This window comes from Streptomyces durocortorensis (assembly GCF_016901035.1).
Lineage (GTDB): Bacteria > Actinomycetota > Actinomycetes > Streptomycetales > Streptomycetaceae > Streptomyces > Streptomyces durocortorensis.
Genome location: NZ_JAFEUF010000142.1, coordinates 1 through 19,227 on the forward strand (window position 1 = coordinate 1; position 19,227 = coordinate 19,227).

The 19,227-nt window shown below is 72.2% G+C and carries 18 protein-coding genes and 1 other RNA gene; 8 read left to right on the forward strand and 11 right to left on the reverse strand.

Going from position 1 to position 19,227, the window contains the following annotated elements:
• Positions 1-434 precede the first annotated feature (434 nt).
• Positions 435-1,817: a hypothetical protein gene (locus JS521_RS23490; RefSeq protein ID WP_205084931.1), complete on the reverse strand. Its 1,383-nt coding sequence runs from the start codon at positions 1,815-1,817 to the stop codon at positions 435-437.
• A 212-nt stretch (positions 1,818-2,029) separates the two neighbouring features.
• On the opposite strand from JS521_RS23490, the gene JS521_RS23495 reads away from it, so the two are divergent.
• The 5 genes from JS521_RS23495 (at position 2,030) to JS521_RS23515 (ending at position 6,942) form a co-directional block, all read left to right on the forward strand.
• Positions 2,030-3,070, forward strand: a complete 1,041-nt coding sequence (locus JS521_RS23495) for an ABC transporter substrate-binding protein (RefSeq protein ID WP_205084932.1) — start codon at positions 2,030-2,032, stop codon at positions 3,068-3,070.
• A gap of 140 nt (positions 3,071-3,210) precedes the next feature.
• Entirely contained in the window at positions 3,211-4,047 is an 837-nt protein-coding gene (locus tag JS521_RS23500) for a Nif3-like dinuclear metal center hexameric protein (protein WP_205084933.1), read from the forward strand.
• Entirely contained in the window at positions 4,044-4,787 is a 744-nt protein-coding gene (locus JS521_RS23505; protein WP_205084946.1) for a zinc ribbon domain-containing protein, read from the forward strand. Before JS521_RS23500 ends, JS521_RS23505 begins: the two co-directional genes overlap by 4 nt.
• Entirely contained in the window at positions 4,787-6,133 is a 1,347-nt protein-coding gene (locus JS521_RS23510; protein WP_205084934.1) for a bifunctional RNase H/acid phosphatase, read from the forward strand. The genes JS521_RS23505 and JS521_RS23510 overlap by 1 nt, the downstream gene beginning before the upstream one ends.
• Before the next feature lie 17 nt (positions 6,134-6,150).
• On the forward strand, positions 6,151-6,942 hold the full coding sequence (locus JS521_RS23515) for a sulfite exporter TauE/SafE family protein (protein WP_205084935.1): 792 nt from the start codon (positions 6,151-6,153) through the stop codon (positions 6,940-6,942).
• A 39-nt stretch (positions 6,943-6,981) separates the two neighbouring features.
• On the opposite strand, the gene eda is transcribed toward JS521_RS23515, so the two are convergent.
• Positions 6,982-7,647 carry a bifunctional 4-hydroxy-2-oxoglutarate aldolase/2-dehydro-3-deoxy-phosphogluconate aldolase gene (gene eda / locus JS521_RS23520; RefSeq protein WP_205084936.1) on the reverse strand — a complete coding sequence of 222 codons (666 nt, stop codon included), beginning with the start codon at positions 7,645-7,647 and terminating at the stop codon, positions 6,982-6,984.
• A gap of 105 nt (positions 7,648-7,752) precedes the next feature.
• On the reverse strand, positions 7,753-8,553 hold the full coding sequence (gene yaaA, locus JS521_RS23525) for a peroxide stress protein YaaA (protein WP_205084937.1): 801 nt from the start codon (positions 8,551-8,553) through the stop codon (positions 7,753-7,755).
• A 194-nt stretch (positions 8,554-8,747) separates the two neighbouring features.
• On the opposite strand from yaaA, the gene JS521_RS23530 reads away from it, so the two are divergent.
• On the forward strand, positions 8,748-10,175 hold the full coding sequence (locus JS521_RS23530; protein ID WP_205084947.1) for an RNB domain-containing ribonuclease: 1,428 nt from the start codon (positions 8,748-8,750) through the stop codon (positions 10,173-10,175).
• Here JS521_RS23530 and JS521_RS23535 read toward each other — a convergent pair.
• Together JS521_RS23535 and JS521_RS23540 are read right to left on the reverse strand one after the other, a co-directional pair.
• Entirely contained in the window at positions 10,126-11,031 is a 906-nt protein-coding gene (locus JS521_RS23535) for a hypothetical protein (RefSeq protein ID WP_205084938.1), read from the reverse strand. The genes JS521_RS23530 and JS521_RS23535 overlap by 50 nt on opposite strands.
• On the reverse strand, positions 11,028-11,777 hold the full coding sequence (locus JS521_RS23540; RefSeq protein WP_205084939.1) for a MerR family transcriptional regulator: 750 nt from the start codon (positions 11,775-11,777) through the stop codon (positions 11,028-11,030). Before JS521_RS23540 ends, JS521_RS23535 begins: the two co-directional genes overlap by 4 nt.
• Before the next feature lie 187 nt (positions 11,778-11,964).
• Here JS521_RS23540 and JS521_RS23545 point away from each other — a divergent pair, with 187 nt between their 5' ends.
• Positions 11,965-12,534: a Uma2 family endonuclease gene (locus tag JS521_RS23545; RefSeq protein WP_205084948.1), complete on the forward strand. Its 570-nt coding sequence runs from the start codon at positions 11,965-11,967 to the stop codon at positions 12,532-12,534.
• Between the two features lie 57 nt (positions 12,535-12,591).
• Positions 12,592-12,999, forward strand: an RNA gene (gene rnpB, locus JS521_RS23550) — RNase P RNA component class A.
• A gap of 146 nt (positions 13,000-13,145) precedes the next feature.
• On the opposite strand, the gene JS521_RS23555 is transcribed toward rnpB, so the two are convergent.
• The 6 genes from JS521_RS23555 to JS521_RS23580 all read right to left on the reverse strand — a co-directional run bounded on the left by JS521_RS23555 (position 13,146) and on the right by JS521_RS23580 (position 19,093).
• The gene (locus tag JS521_RS23555) at positions 13,146-13,826 is read right to left on the reverse strand and encodes a hypothetical protein (protein ID WP_205084940.1); all 681 of its coding nucleotides are present in this window, start codon (positions 13,824-13,826) and stop codon (positions 13,146-13,148) included.
• Between the two features lie 235 nt (positions 13,827-14,061).
• Positions 14,062-15,210, reverse strand: coding sequence for a Fic family protein (locus JS521_RS23560; RefSeq protein ID WP_205084941.1), 1,149 nt, complete (start codon positions 15,208-15,210; stop codon positions 14,062-14,064).
• A gap of 244 nt (positions 15,211-15,454) precedes the next feature.
• Positions 15,455-16,234 (reverse strand): beta-glucanase, encoded by a 780-nt coding sequence (gene bglS, locus JS521_RS23565; RefSeq protein WP_205084942.1) that lies wholly within the window; start codon positions 16,232-16,234, stop codon positions 15,455-15,457.
• Positions 16,235-16,458: 224 nt separating this feature from the next.
• A complete protein-coding gene (locus tag JS521_RS23570; protein WP_205084943.1) occupies positions 16,459-17,472 on the reverse strand; it encodes a LacI family DNA-binding transcriptional regulator in 1,014 nt (337 codons plus the stop codon).
• A gap of 84 nt (positions 17,473-17,556) precedes the next feature.
• Entirely contained in the window at positions 17,557-18,459 is a 903-nt protein-coding gene (locus tag JS521_RS23575) for a glycosyltransferase family 2 protein (protein ID WP_205084944.1), read from the reverse strand.
• A 79-nt stretch (positions 18,460-18,538) separates the two neighbouring features.
• Complete coding sequence (locus JS521_RS23580; protein ID WP_205084945.1) at positions 18,539-19,093, reverse strand: GNAT family N-acetyltransferase; 555 nt, start codon at positions 19,091-19,093, stop codon at positions 18,539-18,541.
• Positions 19,094-19,227 lie beyond the last annotated feature (134 nt).

The following is a 19,227-nucleotide window of genomic DNA, read 5'->3' on the forward strand; positions in this document are numbered from 1 at the left end:
TTTTGGGCTTGGTGTGGCTTCGCACCTGCTTCGGCACGCGCTTTTCACGTCTCCTCTCCCCCGCGCTCCGCCCGGCGCCCCCGCCGGGCCGCCCCCCCCCCCCCCCCCCCCCTCCTCGGTGCACTGCTCGGCGGTTCAGGCCGCCCTGGATTCCGCTTCGGCGGGCCGACGGTGGCGGCCGTGCGGCTGCACCGACGTGTTCTCCGCCGACGCGCCCCCTCGGTGCTTTCCGGAACCACCGGTTCCGGCTCCCTCGTCCGCCCCCGTCGGGCGCTGCTGGGTCGTGTCGGTCCGTGCTTCGGACATGTGGGAAGTCACCCCGTTGTGATCGCTTACTTGTGTCGCGTCTACGTGTGTCGCAAGCCCGCCACCGCCATCCGGCGCGGTCACCGTCGGTGCCCGCCCGGTGCGGCCGCGTAGCCCAGGACCTGAATTCAATCAGGTCGAGCAGCCCTGTGCAGAGGCGCCTGCCCCAACGGAACGGGCTTACACACAGAGGGAGTGGCGGCGGCGCCGGACGGTTCCGGTCCGCCCTCCCCGCCACCCGTACGGCCGGTCACGGAGGAGGGTTCCACGTCCTCGGGGGCATCCAGCAGCGCCACGCCGCAGGGCGTCGCCCCGTTCGCGTACGGCAGGCGCAGCACGCCGTCCCGGTTCCAGTACCCGGCCCCCGGCACCCAGCCCAGCGGGGCCGCGAACTGGTGCAGCTGCCGGCCCGCCGGGCGCCAGACGCCCACCCAGCTGCCCTGGGCCCCGTCGATCCGCAGCGCCACCGCGCAGCTCTCCGGCATCAGCATCTGGCCCGGCTGCACCGCGAACGGTGTCACCGCCACGTCCGCGAGGCGCAGGCACTCCGGGAACCTGACCGGCAGACAGCTCCCCAGCACCCCCCAGCCGAGCCGGTCGTGGCCCGGGGCGTCGGAGCGGAGCAGCAGCAGCCCGCTGTCGGCGTCCGCGAGCAGCAGCCGGTCGTCGCTGCCCGGTGCGATCTGGAGGAGCGGCGTCACCTCGCCCTGCCGCCCGAGGTCCACGGCGACCGCCTTGACCGGTCCGCCGCCCGGCTCCTGCCGGTCAAGTGCCAGTATCCGGCCCGCCCGGTCCAGCCACACCCCGCCCGAGCAGCGTCCGGGAATCCGAGCGACCTCCTCGGGCCCGAACGCACCGCCCGCCACCAGCCAGAGCGACGACTCGTGCTCGCCGGCGGACAAGGCGTACACGCACCGGCCGTCCGGCGACGACGGCAGCAGGGTCATCTCCGCGCACCCGACCGCACCCAGCAGGAGTTCGCCGGTCCCGGGTCCGGTCGGGTAGAGCAGCGAGAACATCTGCCGGTCCGCCACCCGCCGCCGGATCAGCACCCGCCCGTCGGCGAGCGGGGCCACCTGGGAGTCCGGCTCCTCGGGCTGATCGAGGGGGAGGGGCACCGCGTACGGCTCGGGCCCGTCCAGCGTCCACCGCTCCGGATACCAGGCGCGCTCGCCCGGCGGCCCGGGAGCCGCGGTGAGCCGGGCGGCATAGGCCCCGTCCGCGGTGAGCGTGAAGCCGCCGGGGAGGGGTGCGTCGTCGGCGTGCGGCCGCGCGTCGCCCTCCGTGGACGACGCTTCCGCTTCTTCGTCGCCCCGGGCTTCCCGGGCTTGCCCGGCTTCCCTGTCCTCCCCGGCCTCCCCGTCCGCCCCGGCGGGCTCTCCGGGCTTTGCTGACATTGCAGGCTCTGCGGGCATTGCGGGCTCTACGGGCTCTTCCGGTTCGGGTTCCGCTTCCGGGTCCGCCGTCGCGGCGGCCCCGGCGGATCCCCCCTCGATGGCACAGGCAGTCATGGACTCGTCACCTCCGGCTACGAAAGCTAGTTTTCGCACTTCCAGCCGAACAACACGAGCCACCGCACTTCACACATAAGGGTGGCGATGCCCGGCTTCTCCTGAGGTGGCAGGGGTGAGTGTGCTGTCGGAGATGGCCGTGTCTATGGTTAGGCAGCCCTAACCATAGATCCGTGCCCCCAGCGCACGTACGCGGACAACTGGAGCAAGTGATGTCCCAACGCCCCCGCGGTACCGCCGCCGTAGCCCTGGCCGTGGCGGCCGCTCTCTCCCTGTCGGCCTGCGGGGGCGACGGCGGCGACGCGGACGCGGCGAAGTCCGAAGCGGGCGGCGGCAAGAAGGCCGCCGTCGCCACGGGCGGCAAGGACTTCGCGGACGCGGCGAAGAAGACCGCGTCGTACGGCACGGGCGCCGCGGCCGGCGAGTTCCCCCGTACGGTCACCCACGCCATGGGGAAGACCGAGATCAAGGCCGAGCCCAAGCGTGTGGTCGTGCTGGACGTCGGCGAGTTCGACAACGTGGTGTCGCTGGGCCTGAAGCCGGTCGGTTACGCCCCCAGCGAGGGCGACGCGGCCATCCCCTCGTACCTGAAGAAGGACGCGGGCGAACCGAAGAGCGTCGGCACGATCAACAGCCTCAACCTCGAAGCCATCGCGGGCCTCCAGCCGGACCTGATCCTCGGCAGCCAGCTCCGTGCCGCGGACAAGTACGACGAGCTGTCCAAGATCGCCCCCACCGTGTTCTCCATCCGTCCGGGCTTCACCTGGAAGGAGAACTACCTCCTCAACGCCCAGGCGCTGGACCGCACGGAGCAGGCAGAGTCGGCGCTCGCCGCGTATGAGAAGAAGGCCGTCAAGCTCGGCGAGGACATCGGCTCCGACAAGCCGACCGTGTCGATGGTCCGCTACATGCCCGACCGCCTCCGGCTCTACGCCAAGGCCTCGTTCATCGGCACGATCCTTCAGGACGTCGGCCTGCCGCGCCCGAAGAACCAGCAGATCGACGACCTCGCCGCCGAGATCAGCCCGGAGAAGATCGACGAGGCGGACGCCGACTGGATCTTCACCGGTGTCTACGGCGACCCGAAGGCCACCCAGCGCGACACCGCCCGCTCCAACCCGCTGTGGAAGAACCTGAAGGCCGTCAAGGAGGGCCGGGCCAAGGACGTCTCCGACGAGACCTGGTACCTGGGCCTCGGCGTCACCTCGGCCGGCCAGGTCCTCGACGACCTCCGCGCGGACCTGGTGAAGTGACCACCTCCGCGCGGACCTGGTGAAGTGACCACCTCGGCCCGGGCCTGGTGAAGTAACGATTCGTGTCCGGCCGCCGGTCCTGGCGTACAGGTCCGGCGGTCAGGGGCGACGGACCACCCCGGACAGGTAGCCTTTGACCCGTGCCCCGTCTGTCTGAAGTCATCGCCGCCCTCGACGCCCTCTGGCCCCCCGAGCGGGCCGAGGGATGGGACGCGGTCGGCACGGTCTGCGGCGATCCGGACGCGGAGATCGACCGGGTGCTGTTCGCCGTCGACCCGGTCCACGAGATCGCCGACGAGGCCCGGAAGCTCGGTGCCCAGCTGATCGTCACGCACCACCCGCTCTATCTGCGCGGGACGACGACGGTCGCCGCCGACACCTTCAAGGGCCGCGTCGTCCACACCCTCATCAAGCACGACATCGCGCTCCACGTCGCGCACACCAACGCCGACACCGCCGACCCCGGCGTCTCCGACGCCCTGGCCGGCGCCCTCGACCTGCGCGTCACGGGACCGCTCGTCCCTGACCCCACCGACCCCGCCGGCCGGCGCGGACTCGGCCGGATCTGCGAGCTGGACCACCCCGAGACCCTGGCCGCCTTCGCCGCCCGCGCCGCCGCCCGGCTCCCCGCCACCGCGCAGGGCATCCGCCTCGCCGGCGATCCGGAGGCGCCCGTGCGCACCGTCGCCGTGAGCGGCGGCTCCGGCGACAGCCTCTTCGACGCCGTGCGCGCCGCCGGCGTCGACGCCTTCCTCACCGCGGACCTGCGCCACCACCCGGTGTCCGAGGCCGTGCAGCACTCGCCGCTCGGCCTCGTCGACGCCGCGCACTGGGCCACCGAGTGGCCCTGGTGCGAGCAGGCCGCCGCCCAGCTCGACGCGCTTTCCGACCGCCACGGATGGGACCTGCGGGTCCACGTCTCGAAGCAGGTCACCGACCCCTGGACCACCCACCATTCCTCTGGAGCCCCCAACTGAACGCCGCGCCCGCCGACCAGATCCGACTTCTCGACGTCCAGGCCCTCGACACGCGTCTCGCCCAGCTCTCCCACAAGCGCGCCTCGCTGCCGGAGCACGCCGAGATCGAGCAGCTCAGCAGCGACCTCACGCAGCTGCGTGACCTGCTGGTCGCCTCCACCACCGAGGAGAGCGACACCACCCGCGAGCAGACCAAGGCCGAGCAGGACGTCGACCAGGTGCGCCAGCGCGCCGTCCGCGACCAGCAGCGCCTGGACTCCGGCGCGGTCTCCTCGCCCAAGGACCTGGAGAGCCTCCAGCGCGAGATCACCTCGCTCGCCAAGCGCCAGGGCGACCTGGAGGACGTCGTCCTGGAGATCATGGAGCGCCGCGAGGCCGCCCAGGAGCGGGTCGCCGAGCTGACCGAGCGGGTCTCCGCCGTCCAGGCCAAGGTCGACGACGCCACCGCCCGCCGGGACGCCGCGACCGCCGAGCTGGACGCCGAGGCCGCCACGGTGACCAAGGACCGCCAGGTCGTCGCCGAGGTCATCCCCGCCGACCTGATGAAGCTGTACGACAAGCTCCGCGCCCAGCAGGGCGGGGTCGGCGCCGCCCGGCTCTACCAGCGCCGCTGCGAGGGCTGCCGCCTGGAGCTGAACATGGCCGAGGTCGGCGATGTGCGGGCCGCGTCCCCCGAGACGGTCCTGCGCTGCGAGAACTGCCACCGCATCCTGGTCCGCACCTCGGAGTCGGGTCTGTAATGAGCGTCGCCCGCCAGGTGGTGGTCGAGGCCGACGGCGGATCCCGGGGCAACCCGGGGCCCGCCGGTTACGGCGCGGTCGTCATCGACCCTGCCACCGGCGAGCCGCTCGCCGAGGCCGCCGAGTACATCGGCGTCGCGACGAACAACGTCGCCGAGTACCGGGGCCTGATCGCCGGTCTGACCGCCGCGAAGGCGCTGTTCCCGGACGCCGGGGACGCGCTGCGGGTCCACGTCCGGATGGACTCCAAGCTGGTCGTCGAGCAGATGTCGGGACGCTGGAAGATCAAGCACCCCGACATGAAGCCGCTGGCGGCCCGGGCCGCCGCGATCCTGCCGCCGTCCTCGGTGACGTACGAGTGGATCCCGCGCGCGCAGAACAAGCACGCGGACCGGCTCGCCAACGAGGCGATGGACGCGGGCCGCGACGGCCGGCAGTGGGAGGCCTCGGCCTCGACGGCCGCCCTCGACGCCCCGTCCGCCCGCACCGTGAACATCCCTCCACCGGCAGTCCAGGGCCCGCCCGGCGACCACGCCGCGGGTGCCGCGAAGGCCCGCGCGGCGCTGGCGGCGGCACGCGGCGCGGCGGCCCCGGAGGCGGACACGCTCTTCCCCGTGCCGGAGACCGGGGTGCCGGAGGCAGCAGCCGTTCCGGAGCCGGTGGGAAGCAGCCCCGAGGCCGCCGAGACGCCGCAGGCCGGCTGGGGATCGGCTCCCGACCTCGGCGCACCCGCCACCCTCGTCCTGCTCCGGCACGGCGAGACCGCCCTCACGCCGGAGAAGCGGTTCTCCGGCAGTGGCGGCACCGACCCCGAGCTCTCCGCCACCGGCCGGGACCAGGCCGAGCGGGCCGCCGAGCACTTCGCCGCCCTGGGCACCGTCCAGGAGATCGTCAGCTCCCCGCTGCGCCGCTGCCGCGAGACCGCCGCAACCGTCGCCGCCCGCCTCGGCCTGGACGTCCGGATCGACGAGGGCCTGCGCGAGACGGACTTCGGCGCGTGGGAGGGGCTGACCTTCGGCGAGGTACGGGAGCGGTACGCCGACGACCTCACCGCCTGGCTGGCCTCCCCGGACACCGCCCCGACCGGCGGCGGCGAGAGCTTCGCCGAGGTGGCCGAGCGGGTCGCGGCCGCCCGGGACCGGATCGTCGCCCGGTACGCGGGCCGTACGGTCCTGCTCGTCACCCATGTGACGCCGATCAAGACGTTCGTCCGGCTCGCGCTGGGAGCCCCGCCGGAGGCGCTGTTCAGGATGGAGCTGTCGGCCGCCTCGATCTCCACGGTCGCCTACTACGAGGACGGCAACGCCTCCGTACGCCTGCTGAACGACACCTCCCACCTGCGCTAGCCGGAACCGAGGCCGCGATGTCCTGGTCGACCGGGCTGCTCGGCTTCGCCGCCGGGCTGCTGATCTCGGTGGTGACCGCGCCGGTCGGGGTGTCCGGGGCGGTGTTCCTGCTGCCGGTCCAGATCAGCGTGCTCGGGGTGCCGAGCCCTGCGGTCACCCCGACCAACCTGCTCTACAACGTGGTGGCCGGCCCCGGGGCCCTGCTGCGCCACCACAGGAGCGGCGGGCTGCGCGGCCCGCTGACCCGGCTGCTCGTCCTCGGTACCGTCCCCGGGGTCGTCGTCGGCGCGGTGATCCGGGTGTTCGCGGTGCCGGGCCCGTCGGTCTTCCGGCTGCTGATCGCGGGGCTGCTGCTCCCGCTGGGCGGCTGGCTCTGCCTCCGTACGCTGCGCCGCGCCACGCACGCCGCTTCCGTTTCCGTACGAGAACCGTCGCCCCGGACCATCACCCGCCTCGCCATGGCCGTCGGTGTCGCCGGGGGCATCTACGGGATCGGCGGCGGCTCGCTCCTCGGCCCGATTCTGGTCGGGCGCGGGATGCCGGTCGCGAAGGTGGCCCCGGCCGCGCTGGCCGCCACTTTCGTGACCTCGGTCGTGGGCGCGGGGACGTACGCCCTGCTCGCCCTCACCACGACCGGCGACATCGCCCCGTACTGGTCGCTCGGCCTGGCCTGCGGTCTCGGCGGTCTGTGCGGCGGATACCTGGGCGCCCGCCTCCAACCGTGCCTGCCGGAAACGGCGTTGCGGCTGCTGCTGGGGGTGCTGGCGCTGGGTATCGGCGGGCTGTACGCGGTGCAGATCGTGCGCTGAGGTGCAGGCCGAGGTGCTGTCTGACGTGCGCTGAGGGGGTTACGCCCCCAGCGCGGCCGCCTCCGCCGCGAGCCGGGCCACCCGGTCCCAGTCCTTGGCCGCCACCGCGTCGCCCGGGACCATCCAACTGCCGCCCACGCAGCCGACGTTGGGCAGCGCGAGGTAGGAGGGCGCGGAGGCGAGCGAGATGCCGCCGGTGGGGCAGAAGCGGGCCTGGGGGAGAGGTGCCGAGAGGGCCTTGAGATAGGCCGTGCCGCCCGCCGCCTCGGCCGGGAAGAACTTCATCTCGGTCACCCCGCGCTCCAGCAGGGCCACCACCTCGGAGGTGGTCGAGACACCCGGCAGGAACGGCACGCCGGACGCCTTCATCGCCTCCAGCAGCGCGTCCGTCCACCCCGGGCTGACCAGGAAACCGGCCCCGGCGGCCACCGTCTCCCGCACGTGCTCCGGCGAGATCACCGTGCCCGCGCCGACCACCGCGCCCGGCACCTCGGCGGCCATGGCCCGGATCGACTCCAGCGCGGCGGGCGTCCGCAGCGTCACCTCGATCGCCGGGAGCCCGCCCGCGACCAGCGCCCGGGCCAGCGGCACCGCGTCGGCCGCGTCGTGCAGGACGACGACGGGGACGACGGGCGCGAGATCGAGCACGGAGGCGGCGGGGGCAGCTGTGGCGGAGGACGCGGCGGGCGGCACGGAGGAGGTCATGAGGTCATCCTGCCGCGCGCAACCCACTATCTGCAACGAGCGTTGCGCAGGACGCAACGATGATGGTGGGGTGCGGGGCGGGTCAGTGGATCTCCGCGGGGCGGGTCAGTGGATCTCCGTCACCACCACGTCCAGCGACCACGGCCGCCCGGCCCGCGCGGGGGCCTCGGCCTCCACCACGTAACCGAGATCCCGCAGCGTCTCCACCAACTGCGCGGGGCCCTTCGGCCGGGCACCGGCCACCAGCAGGTCGCGTACCAGCCGGCCCTTGGTCGCCTTGTTGAAGTGGCTGACCACGGACCGCTTCTCCACCCCGTCCACGATCTGCGCGTGGAGCACCCGCACGCTCGCCGTCCGCGAGGCCACCGTGCCCTTCGGCTTCCACGCCGCTGTGTACGCGGAGGACCGCAGGTCCAGGACGAGCCCGTCCCCGGCGGCCTCGGGCAGCACGGTCTCCATCGGGGTGCGCCAGTACGCGCCGAGCGCGCCGAGACCGGGCAGCTTCACGCCCATCGAGCAGCGGTACGGGGGAATCCGGTCGCCGATCCGGACCGCGCCCCACAGCCCCGAGAAGACCAGCAGCGACGCGGCCGCCCGGCGTCGCGCGGCCGCTTCCAGCGAGGCCAGGTCGAGGGCGTCGTACAGCACGCCGGTGTACAGCTCCCCGGCCGGCCGGGTGCCGGCGGTGCGCAGCTCGGCGTTCTTGCCGACCTCGCCCGCGAGCCCCACGCTCAGCCCCAGCACCTCACGGGCCTTCTCCTCGTCCGCCTGGCACAGCTCGACCAGCTCGTCCAGCACCGCCGCACGGGCCGGGGCGAGCCCCGGAAGCGACAGCGACTCCGGCTTGAGGGAAGCCCCGCGCCCTGAGGCGGCCTTTCCTTCGGAGGGCGGCAACAGCACGAGCACGGCGGTTCTCCTTCGTACGTACGGCGAGCGCGGACCCGGTGGGCGTGCGGGCTCGCCGGGTCCTCGGCAAGGGTACGGGGGTGGGGGTTCCCGTACGACGTCCTACCGAACCGGGAGCGGCCTCGGCGGGCGCCCCGGATGCCGCCCGCCCCCTCCCGGCCTACGCTCGGGCCATGCCCCGCCGCCACCTGCGTATGACCGGCGCAGCCGACTGCTCGCTCGGGGCCGCCCTGCGGGCCCTGCGCACCGAACCCGACCTGCCCGGCGCCTTCCCGCCCGAGGCGCTCGCGGAGGCGGCGGAAGCGGCCCGCAACCCGGACCTGTCGGCCCACGAGGACGCCACCGACCTCCCCTTCCTCACCATCGACCCGCCCGCCTCCACCGACCTCGACCAGGCGATGCACCTGGAGCGCCGGCGGGACGGGCGCGGCTACCGGGTGCACTACGCCATCGCCGATGTCGCCGCGTTCCTCCGCCCGGGCGGTGCGCTCGACGCCGAGGCCCACCGCCGGGTCACCACGCTCTACTTCCCCGACGACCGCATCCCGCTCCACCCCACCGTCCTCTCCGAGGGCGCCGCCAGCCTCCTCCCCGGCGAGACGCGCCCGGCCGCGCTGTGGCGGATCGACCTGGACGGCGACGGGCGGGCCGTCGCCACCGACGTGACCCGGGCCCTGGTCCGCAGCCGGGCGAAGCTCGACTACGCGGGCGTCCAGCGGCAGATCGACGCGGGCACCGCCGAGGAACCCCTCGCCCTGCTCCGGGACATCGGACGGCTGCGCGCCGAACAGGAAGTAGCCCGGGGCGGCATCTCGCTCGACGTCCCCGAGCAGGAGATCACCGAGCACGACGGCTCCTACGGCCTCGCCTACCGCGCCACGCTCCCCGCCGAGACCTGGAACGCGCAGATCTCGCTGCTCACCGGCATGGCCGCCGCCCACCTCATGGCCGACACCGGCACCGGCATCCTGCGCACCCTGCCGATCGCCCCGGACGGAGCCGTCGCCCGGCTGCGGCGCTCCGCCCACGCCCTGCGCATCGACTGGCCGCACCACGTCCCGTACGCCGAGGTCGTCCGCTCCCTCGACCCAGGCAGGAGCAACCACGCGGCGTTCCTCCAGGAGTGCACCACCCTGCTGCGCGGCGCGGGCTACACCGTCTTCGAGGACGGCGAACTCCCCGACCCCGCCGTGCACGCGGCGGTCGCCGACCTGTACACGCACTGCACCGCGCCGCTGCGCCGCCTGGTCGACCGGTACGCCTCCGAACTCTGCCTCGCCGCGACCGCCGGGAAGGATGCGCCCGAGTGGGTACGGGAGGCACTCCCCGCCCTCCCGAAGGAGATGGCCGAGGGGACGCGCCGCTCCGGCACCGTGGAGCGGGCCTGCGTCGACCTGATCGAGGCCGCGTTGCTGGAGGGGCGGGTGGGCGAACTCTTCGACGCGTACGTCGTCGAAGTCGCCGACCGCGACCCCGCCGTGGGCACGGTCCACCTCCGGGATCCGGCGGTCGTCGGCCGGATCGAGGGCGGCGCGGCCCCGCTCCCGCTGGGGGAACGGCTGCGGGTCCGGCTCACGCGGGCGGGGCCGGCGTCGAAGACGGTGCTGTTCGCTCCGGCGTGAGCGAGGACGGGGGCGGTGCGGCCCGTCCGGGAGCGGTGAGCGCGGCGACCGCCGCCCGCGGGTCGTCGGCGTGGAAGCGGAGGACCCGGGCGCTCCCGCGCCGCCCGAGCGGCCGCACGAACTCAACCGGCCCCGTCAGCTCGACGGTCACCGTCGTCTGGCTCCCCACCGCCAGATCGAGCGACCCGTCCTCGTCGACCCGGACCAGCCCTCCGTCCGGGAAACGCCGGTCCACCCGGGCGGAGGCGATGGCGTCGGCGGGCACCCGGAGGTCGAACAACGCCCCGTACCGCAGCCGCAGCGAACCGTCGGCCTCCACGAGATGCGGCCGGGTCACCGCGGCGGCGTGCAGGGCGAGGACGATGACGATCCCGTACACGTCCACCACGAGCACGATCGCGTGGACCAGCGGCCAGGGGATCACCAGGGCCAGCACCACGGTCTCGACGACGGAGACGAAGAGGAACGTCCACATGATCCCGGTCTGAGGTTCGGTGTAGGAGAACGGCCTGGCCCCCTCCGGAATCCGGTGGCGGCGGCGTACGGCCCACAGCCCGAGGCTGTGCAGCGCCCGGAACTCGTGCACGATCAGCCGCCGCAGGGCGACCGGCACCGCCGCGCGCACCGCGGCGAGCCCGGCCTCCCGCCGTGTGCCGCCCGCCCGCCGCCGGGCGGCGTACAGCGGCCACATCACGTACGCCTCCAGCGCGAACATCCCGACGAGCAGCGCCTCGGCCCCCAGCAGAACGGCGCCGGGGATCCGCACCCCGGCCACCAGGCAGACCACCAACACCACTTCCCCGGGCAGCACCGCCCACACCGCGACCCGCAGGCCCCTCGCCACCCGTGCCCTCATGACGTCTCCCTCCTCCGCACCCGCTCGGCCAGTTCCTCCATCACCCGGCGCACCACCGCGCGCTGCGCGGGCGGGTAGTCGTCGAGCAGCACCCGCCCGAACCCCGTCGCCGACGGCTCCCCCTCGGGGATGACCGCCAGGACCTCGTCCGGTACGGCGGCGACCAGCGCGGCCGCCAGCGGCTCGATGCGCGGGTCGTCCACCCCGGCCCCGGCCAGCTCGTCGAGCCGCTCGTACAGCGCGAGCACCCCCGGGTCCTCGGCCAGCGGCCGCAACGCGGCCAACATCTCGGCCCCGGCCCCGTCGCCCGCCGCGTCCAGCAACGACAGGTGCTCACGGTCCTTCGCGGCGGCTGGGGACGTGGTGGCGGGCGCGTGCTCCAGCAGCGCGGCGAGGGCGGGGGAGAGCGGCCCGTCCGGGGTCAGCGGCGCCTGAAGCAGTACGGCCAGCACCTGCCGCCGCTCATGGATCTCCCGCTCCTGCCGCGCCAGATCGGCGTCCAGCTCCCCGAGCACCTCGGCCAGCTCCCGCCCCGCGTCGTCGGCGAGTACGTCCCGCACCTCGTCCAGGGACAGCCCGATTTCGGTCAGCCGCCGGATCCGGGCCAGCAGCACGGCATCGCGGACGGTGTACGACCGATAGCCGTTGGCCTGCCGGGCGGGCTCGGGCAGGAGGCCGATGTGGTGGTAGTGCCGGACGGCCCGGGAGGTGACTCCGACGAGCGCGGCGATCTCTCCGATACGCATGCGGCCAGTAGAAACGTTGCCGCTGCGACAAGGTCAAGCGGCACGCTCCTTCCCGCCTCCCCGCTCTTTCGTCCACGTCGAGCGGTCCTGTGCCACGATCGGGGGAAGAACTCCCCTCTCACGGACGGCTGGTCCCCCGATGCCCCAGTCTGGCGAGCGACCGAGGAAGGAGCGTGACATGACTGCCATGGCGCACGAGCCGCTCACGCAGGCAGAAGTCCTTCTGGAGGGCTTCCTGGCCCTGGACACGCCGGAAGGCTTCCGGGCCGAGCTGATCGAGGGGGAGATTGTCGTGACGCCGCCGCCGGACGGGGACCACGAGGACTACATCAGTCTGGTTCTGAAGCAGGTGCTGAGGAAGTCCAGCACCGACATGGATTTCTCCGGGAACAAGGGCCTGAAGCTCCGTAGCGGGGGCGGCTGCCCCAAGAACCACGCCATCCCCGACGGCACCTTCGCCCCCACCGGGCGTCGCCTCTTCCGCGGCGCCGACCCCTGGATGCCCTGTGAGGGCGTCGCCCTGGTGGTCGAGGTCACCTCCACCAAGCCCCAGGCCGACCGCGAGGCCAAGCGACGCTGCTACGCGCGCGGAGGCATCCCGCTCTACCTCCTGATCGACCGGGACGACAGCTCGGTGACGCTGTTCAGCGATCCGGAGAACGACGACTACCGCCAGCGCCTCACGATCCCGTACGGGAAACCGCTTCCGCTGCCCGAGCCCTTCGCCTTCGATCTGGAGACCGGGGACTTCGGCTGAGGGGCACCGACGGGGCGGTCGGTCGATATAGCCCGGTACGATGGCGATCACGGCAGACGAGTCGTGCGGACGGCCGCGTGAGGATCCCCGGATTCTCCCGAGGAACGTCCGGGCTCCACAGAGCAGGGTGGTGGCTAACGGCCACCCGGGGTGACCCGCGGGACAGTGCCACAGAAAACAGACCGCCCGGGACTTCGGTCGCGGGTAAGGGTGAAACGGTGGTGTAAGAGACCACCAGCGTCTGAGGTGACTCAGGCGGCTAGGTAAACCCCACTCGGAGCAAGGTCAAAAGGGGTCGTGCCAGGAATGGGACGGCTCTGCGTGAACGTTCGAGGGCTGCTCGCCCGAGTTCACGGGTAGACCGCACGAGGCCGGCAGCAATGCCGGCCCTAGATGGATGGCCGTCTCCCCGGCCGCCGCGAGGCGACCGGGAGACAGAACCCGGCGTACAGCACGACTCGTCTGCCGCCAAGAGCCCCTGACCGGCGTTGAGCCGGCCGGGGGCTCTTCTTTCGTGAATTCAGGACCCGGCTGGAACCTCGGTCCGTACAGGTAGAACCGGGGTCTCTCGGCTACGTGTGCAGCCGTGAAAGCAGCTCGGCCCCGGCGGGCTAATTGGTGGCGGTGACCTGCTCGTCGGGAGCCGTCACCGTGGCGGCCTTGTTGTCCTGGAGCTGTTGGAGGCGCTTGAGCGTTGCGGTCATCGTGGCCTGGGCGCCCGAGGGGTCATCGCCCGTGCCGCCCTCGATCCGTACGCGAATGTTGGCCTTGCCCGAGCGGACGTACCCGTACACGGTGTCCTCGCTGGCGCCGGGGTCGATGACGAGGACGCTCTCGTCGCCGACGGCGGGCTCGGGAGCTTGTTGCTTGTTCGTCTCGGCGCCCTTCCACTCCGTGTAGGTGGCGTGCGCGTTCTCCTCCGAGTCGAAGAGGCAGATGTCCACGTAGGCCATGTTGTTCGTGGAGCCGTTGTACTCGTACGAGGAGTCTCCGCCGCGCACCCAACCCGCCGGCGCCGCCTCCTTGTCGGAGCTGTTGCAGTACTGCCCCTCGGTCACGTCCTTGTCGCCGTGCAACGCCCAGCCGGGCAGCATCTCGCCGTCACCGAGCAGAGCCTGCGTGAGCTGCGCCTGTGTGAGCGCCTTCGTAATCGGCTTCGCAGCGGGGGCGGCGGGCTTGTCGCCGCCCTTCGGGCTGGATGCGGAATCCGCCCCGTTGCTGCTCGACGAGCAGGCAGTGAGGGCGGCTATCCCGGCAAGGGCCCCAACGAGGGCAAGGCGTACGCGTGGCATGGGCACACCTTATCCACTGGTGATCATCAACCCGCTGGGCCGCCCGCCTGCCGGGCCGAGATCTGTACGAGGGGCACCGACGGTTCCAGCAGGACGCGCGACCGCGTGGGGTACGGCGCGCCGGGCCCGGTGCCGGTCGCGTACCGGCGAGACGGCTGGGGTGTGGTGCTTGCCCTCCTTGATCTCAGCTCCTCCGCACCCCGACCAGGAACCCGGCCTCTACGGCCCGTCACCTTTAGGCAGCATCACCGTAGGGATCACGGATCGTGTGGCGAGCGGCAGCCGTAGCCAGCACGTTCTGCGGATACCGGTCACCCGGCACGTAGAACCGCCCCTTCGTGTTCCCTACAGGCGTCAACAGGTCCCCCCGCATCAAGTGCTGCATATCACGCTGCGCCTGCTGTTCACTGATCCCTTCCGCCTTCTCATACCGAGAACGACGCACCCGCCCGATCATCGCAACTTCGTGCAGAGCGGTGACCTGACGCTCCGAAACACCGAGCTCGTCACGCTGCTCGTCCAGCTGGATCCAGCACTGGTTGGAGCGATCGACTCGATGCTGCACCCTTTGGGTCTGCTCGTGGTAAGCGCGCAGATTGAACCGGATCCACGGGCTGGTGTCACGCTTCGGGCTGTAGACGGGGCCACCCACCTCGCGGAGCACCTTGTAGTAGTCCCAGGTGTGTCCCGGCATCCCCAACCACGCCTCGATGGAGGAAAACTCGGGCGCGAGGACACCCTCACGGGCGATCAGGAGCGTCTGCAGCGACCGGGACATACGCCCATTGCCGTCGGCCCAGGGGTGAATCTTGACGAGATTGAAGTGCGCCATCGCAGCGCGCACCAGCGGGTCGGAATCGGTGTCACCGGTGTTGAGCCAGTCGACCAGCTCACCCATCAGGCGGGCCACCTCGTCTTCGTGGGGACCTTCGTACTCCGTTGCGTGAGGGTCACCGGCTGCGGTGATGAAGATCGGCCCCTGCCGCCACTGCCCAGCGGGCTTTCGAGGGTGGTGGTGCCCCTGGAGCATCCAGTGCAGCGCATTCAGCAGACCTTTGCTGTACTCGAAGTCAGGAACGCCGTGCAGCGACTGGATGTAGGTCATCGCTTGCTGATAGGCGACGGTCTCCGCGCGGTTTGCCTCAGTGACATCCACCTTCTCCTGAGCATCATCCATCAGGTCGGCGACGTCCCGAGCGTCGACCTCGTACCCCTCGATGGTGTTCGATCCGGCGATCGCCGACGCGGTCAAGTGCCGACGCAGATCAAGAGTCCACTTAGCGGGCGCTTGCTGTACGGCATGCTGGAGGGCCCGACGCATCTCGACGACCTCGGCCAGTACGTGATGGTCGGCAGCGGAAAGGAGAGGCGTTTCGTACAGCATGACAGAATGATACCCAGTTGGTGTCATTCTGTCGATGTGGTGATCAGTGGTCTTGGTCTGTCCTGCCCGGCCTTGCGTGGCCGTCAAGGTAGCCACGGGGGGGCTTCTCGGTATCCGCCCAGGGCGTAGCGATGGGGAGACAGACCCCGGCGTACAGCACGACTCGTCTGCCGCCAAGAGCCCCTGACCGGCGTTGAGCCGGCCGGGGGCTCTTGGTCTTTTTCCCTGCTTCCTCTCCCGGCCATCAGTACTTCGTGTACTTGATCCAGTCGTAGCGGGCGGTCAGCGCGGTGCCCGGGTAGGTGAACGGGCCGAGCCAGCCGTCGACCCCGGTCCCCGGCCACAGGTTGGTCATGATGCGCATCGGACGGGTGGGGAGCGGGCCGCGGGAGCCGTTCTCCTGGTGGACGAGCTTGCCGTCCACGAACCAGTTGATGGTGCCTTGGTCCCACCACTCGATGGCGTAGTCGTGATACCCGGCGGAGGCGTCGAACCCGAGGTCGATGACGGTCTCGTGGCCTCCGACACCGTTCGTGAAGTAGTTGGTCTGCATCTGGGTGGTGTTCTTGCCGAGGATCTCGACGTCTATCTCGTCCCAGGCCTGACCGTCGCTCGGCCCGGTGTAGGTGAAGAACCCGGTCACGGTGCCTTCGCGCTTGACCGCCTGGAGCCGGGCCTCGAAGCGGCCGTACGAGTACAGCTCGTTGGTGCGGTACTCGCCGGAGGCGTAGGGCTTGCCCGAGCAGCCGGTGGGGCAGTTCGCGACGTCGAGGTTCTGGCCCATGACGCCGCCGTTGAACCAGGTGTGGTCGGCGCGCCAGCCGGCGTTGAACATGCCTCCGTTGGACCAGCCGTCGGCCTTGTGCCAGCGGCCGGTGTCGTAGGAGTCGAAGTTGTCGGTGAAGCTGCCGCCGACGGCGTACGCGGGGCCGGTCATCGGCTGGAAGACCAGCGCGAGGGCGGCCAGCGGAGCCAGCAGCCAGTGACGTGCGGGGAACCGACGTGATCTCGTGCGGGAGTGCATCTCGGCCTCCTTGTGCCGTGAAACCCATGTGCGGGACAGGCTCGGCGTCCGCTGACGGCACGACAGTGCGGCGGAGGACGCCTGCGTTGCGGAGAATCTGGGAGCGCTTCCAGAAAGTAGCAGCGGCACCAGAGGGCCGACAATGGATCGGACAGGATGGGTTGGGCTGGAAGCGCTCCCCGAATCGGCGACCGGGCTTGCCGCCGACACGGCCGGTCGGCCCCTCAGGTGCTGGAACGCTTCACCAGATGCGTGGGCAGGATCAACGGGCCGGCCGTACGGCCCGCGACGACCCCGACGAGCATCCGGGCCATCTCGCGCCCGAGATCCCGGATGGGCTGGTGGACCGTGGTGAGCGCGGGATCGGTGAGCTGCGCCACGGCGAGGTCGTCGAACCCCACCACGGCCACGTCCGCGGGCACCGACCGGCCGGCTCCGCGCAGCGCGCGCAACGCGCCCGCCGCCATGTTGTCGTTGGCAGCGACCACCCCGTCCAGGTCCGGATGCGCTTCCAGCAACCGGGTCATGGCGGTGGCTCCGGCGGCTTCGGAGAAGTCCCCGGTCTCGGGCGGGCGGGGCGTCAGACCGGCGAGCGTCATGGCTTCCCGGTAGCCGCGATACCGGGATCTGGCCACCTCGGTGTCCTGCGGCCCGCAGATCGTGACCACCCGGGTGCGCCCCCGCGCGAGCAGGTGCTCGGTCGCCTCCCGCGCGCCGCCGACGTTGTCGATGTCCACGTACCAGCGCGGTTCGAAGTCCACCGGGCGCCCGCCGAAGACAACCGGCAGCGGGCCCTCCTTGGCGATCCGGGCCAGGGGGTCGTCCTCGTGCGACGCCGTCAGCATCACCCCGTCGACGGCCCGGGAGCGCACGAGCTGTTCCACCCGCTCCCGGCCGCGCGGGGTGGCGGCCACGCACAGCATCATGTGCAGGTCGGCCTCCTCCAGGGCGCCGGCCACTCCGGCGATGAGCTGCCCGAAGAACGGGTCCGTCAGCACCTCCGGGTCGTCCCGGGAGATGACCAGCGCGGCCGCGCCCGCCTGACGGGTCGCCAGGGCGCGCGCCTTCGGGTCGGGTACGTAGCCGAGTTTCCTGATCGCCTTCTCGACGGACTCACGTTTGGCCCGGCTGACGTGGGGAGCGTTGTTGATCACCCGGGAGGCCACCGACCGCGACACACCGGCCAGCGCGGCCACCTCGTCGAGCGTGACGTGCCGGTGAGGCAGTTCCTCGGCCATGGAAGACGGGCCTTCCCTCGCAACAGATCTGGAAGCCCTTCCATTGTGGCGTGTCCGAGACCTGAACGGTGCGGCTCCGGTCGGTCAGATGACCGGCGGCCGGCCCAGCCGCGTCATCTGCCACACCGTGGACCAGCGCATCGGGCGCCGGTCGCCGCACGGGGTCCGGACGCCCTCCGCGAAGCCGCCCGCCCAGGCCCGCAGACCTTTCGGGTCGCGGGTGCGGGCGAGCGTGAGCAGGGTCCAGGTGCCGAGGTAGGCGGGGACCAGGGGGAGGGGAAGGTTGCGGCGGGCCAGCCAGACGCGGTTGCGGGCCGTCATCCGGTAGTAGACCGCGTGCCGGGCCGGGGACGTCTTCGGGTGCTGGAGCAGCAGCTCGGGGTCGTACTCCACCTTCCAGCCCGCGTCCAGCGCCCGCCAGGCCAGGTCCGTCTCCTCGTGGGTGAAGAAGAACTCCGCGGGCCACAGGCCGGTCTCCGCCAGCATCTTCATCGAGAACGCGTGGCCGCCGCCCAGGAACGCCGTCACCGGGCCGCCGCGCATCGGGTCGCCGGCCCGCAGACGCGGCACATGGCGGCGCTGCGTCTCGCCGGTCTCGTCGGCGATCCGGAAGCCGACGATGCCGAGCCGGTCGTCGGCCGCGAAGTGGTCCCGCACCCGGCGGAAGACGTCCTTGTCGACGAGCAGCCCGTCGTCGTCCAGCTCGATCACCACGTCCACGTCGCCGATCTCGGCGAGCCTGCGCAGGCCCTCGTTCCGGCCGCCCGGGCAGCCGAGGTTCTCCGGCAGCTCGATGGTGGTCACCCCGCCGTCGAGGTTCTCCAGGCCGGGCGTGGAGGTGTAGTCCGGGAGGGCCGTACCGTTGCCGATGATCACGAGCCGGGTGGGCCGGACGTCCTGCATGGCCACCGACGCCAGCAGCGCATCGACCGCCTGCGGGCGGTCTCCCATGGTCACGATGGATACGCCGATGCGCGGTGCGGACACGGTCGGTACTCCTGGAGCTCGGCTGCCGGTGGTCGGCTGCTGGTCGGCAGCGGTGCCCGCGATCGTAACGCCTCGGTGTTCAGTGTGCGGTTACCGCCCGGCCATCCGCCGGCCCGTCGCCGTTCAGCAGCGCGTACACGGCCATGTCCCGCCGCTCGTCGCCCACCTGCTGCCAGCCGCGCAGCAGCCCCTCCCGCCGGAAGCCGATGTCCTCGGCGATCCGGGCGGAGGCGGTGTTCCACGGCTCGATGTAGAGCTGGAGGCGCGGGACGCCGAGGTCGCGCAGGGCCCAGCCCGTCACCGTACGCAGCGCGGCCCGGGCGACGCCCTGGCCGCGGGCGAGGTCGGTGAGCCAGTAGCCGAGGGAGCCGCGGCCCTCGGGCAGCTCCCGGAGCCAGAGCCCGATCGCGCCGACCGGGCGCCGGTCCCGGGAGCGCACGATGGCGAACGGGTACCCCGCGCCGGTGGCCGCGCGCTCCCACTGCCTGCGGACGAACGCCTCCGCGGCCGCTTCGGAGTAGGGGGCCGGGATCGTGGTGATCAGCGGGATGTACGGGTCGAGCGAGGCCTCCCGGATCAGCGGGAGATCGCTCATCTCCCAGGGGCGCAGGACGAAGTCCGGGCCCGCGGACATGCTCGGGACGGTCAGCGGCTCGGGGCCGGGGGCGGGGTCTGCGGTGGCTCTCGGGCGCGCCCCCTCGGTGCCCGGCCCCGGTGGGGCTCACGGCTCGCGCCCTCTCGTCCCATCCCCCTCGCGGCCCCGCGCGC

Coding starts and splice junctions, on each gene's coding strand:
- JS521_RS23490 (WP_205084931.1), bottom strand. CDS start 1,817: ATGACTGCCTGTGCCATCGAGGGGGGATCCGCCGGGGCCGCCGCGACG.
- JS521_RS23495 (WP_205084932.1), top strand. CDS start 2,030: ATGTCCCAACGCCCCCGCGGTACCGCCGCCGTAGCCCTGGCCGTGGCG.
- JS521_RS23510 (WP_205084934.1), top strand. CDS start 4,787: ATGAGCGTCGCCCGCCAGGTGGTGGTCGAGGCCGACGGCGGATCCCGG.
- JS521_RS23515 (WP_205084935.1), top strand. CDS start 6,151: ATGTCCTGGTCGACCGGGCTGCTCGGCTTCGCCGCCGGGCTGCTGATC.
- eda (WP_205084936.1), bottom strand. CDS start 7,647: ATGACCTCCTCCGTGCCGCCCGCCGCGTCCTCCGCCACAGCTGCCCCC.
- JS521_RS23530 (WP_205084947.1), top strand. CDS start 8,748: ATGACCGGCGCAGCCGACTGCTCGCTCGGGGCCGCCCTGCGGGCCCTG.
- JS521_RS23535 (WP_205084938.1), bottom strand. CDS start 11,031: ATGAGGGCACGGGTGGCGAGGGGCCTGCGGGTCGCGGTGTGGGCGGTG.
- JS521_RS23540 (WP_205084939.1), bottom strand. CDS start 11,777: ATGCGTATCGGAGAGATCGCCGCGCTCGTCGGAGTCACCTCCCGGGCC.
- JS521_RS23545 (WP_205084948.1), top strand. CDS start 11,965: ATGGCGCACGAGCCGCTCACGCAGGCAGAAGTCCTTCTGGAGGGCTTC.
- JS521_RS23555 (WP_205084940.1), bottom strand. CDS start 13,826: ATGCCACGCGTACGCCTTGCCCTCGTTGGGGCCCTTGCCGGGATAGCC.
- JS521_RS23560 (WP_205084941.1), bottom strand. CDS start 15,210: ATGCTGTACGAAACGCCTCTCCTTTCCGCTGCCGACCATCACGTACTG.
- bglS (WP_205084942.1), bottom strand. CDS start 16,234: ATGCACTCCCGCACGAGATCACGTCGGTTCCCCGCACGTCACTGGCTG.
- JS521_RS23570 (WP_205084943.1), bottom strand. CDS start 17,472: ATGGCCGAGGAACTGCCTCACCGGCACGTCACGCTCGACGAGGTGGCC.
- JS521_RS23580 (WP_205084945.1), bottom strand. CDS start 19,093: ATGTCCGCGGGCCCGGACTTCGTCCTGCGCCCCTGGGAGATGAGCGAT.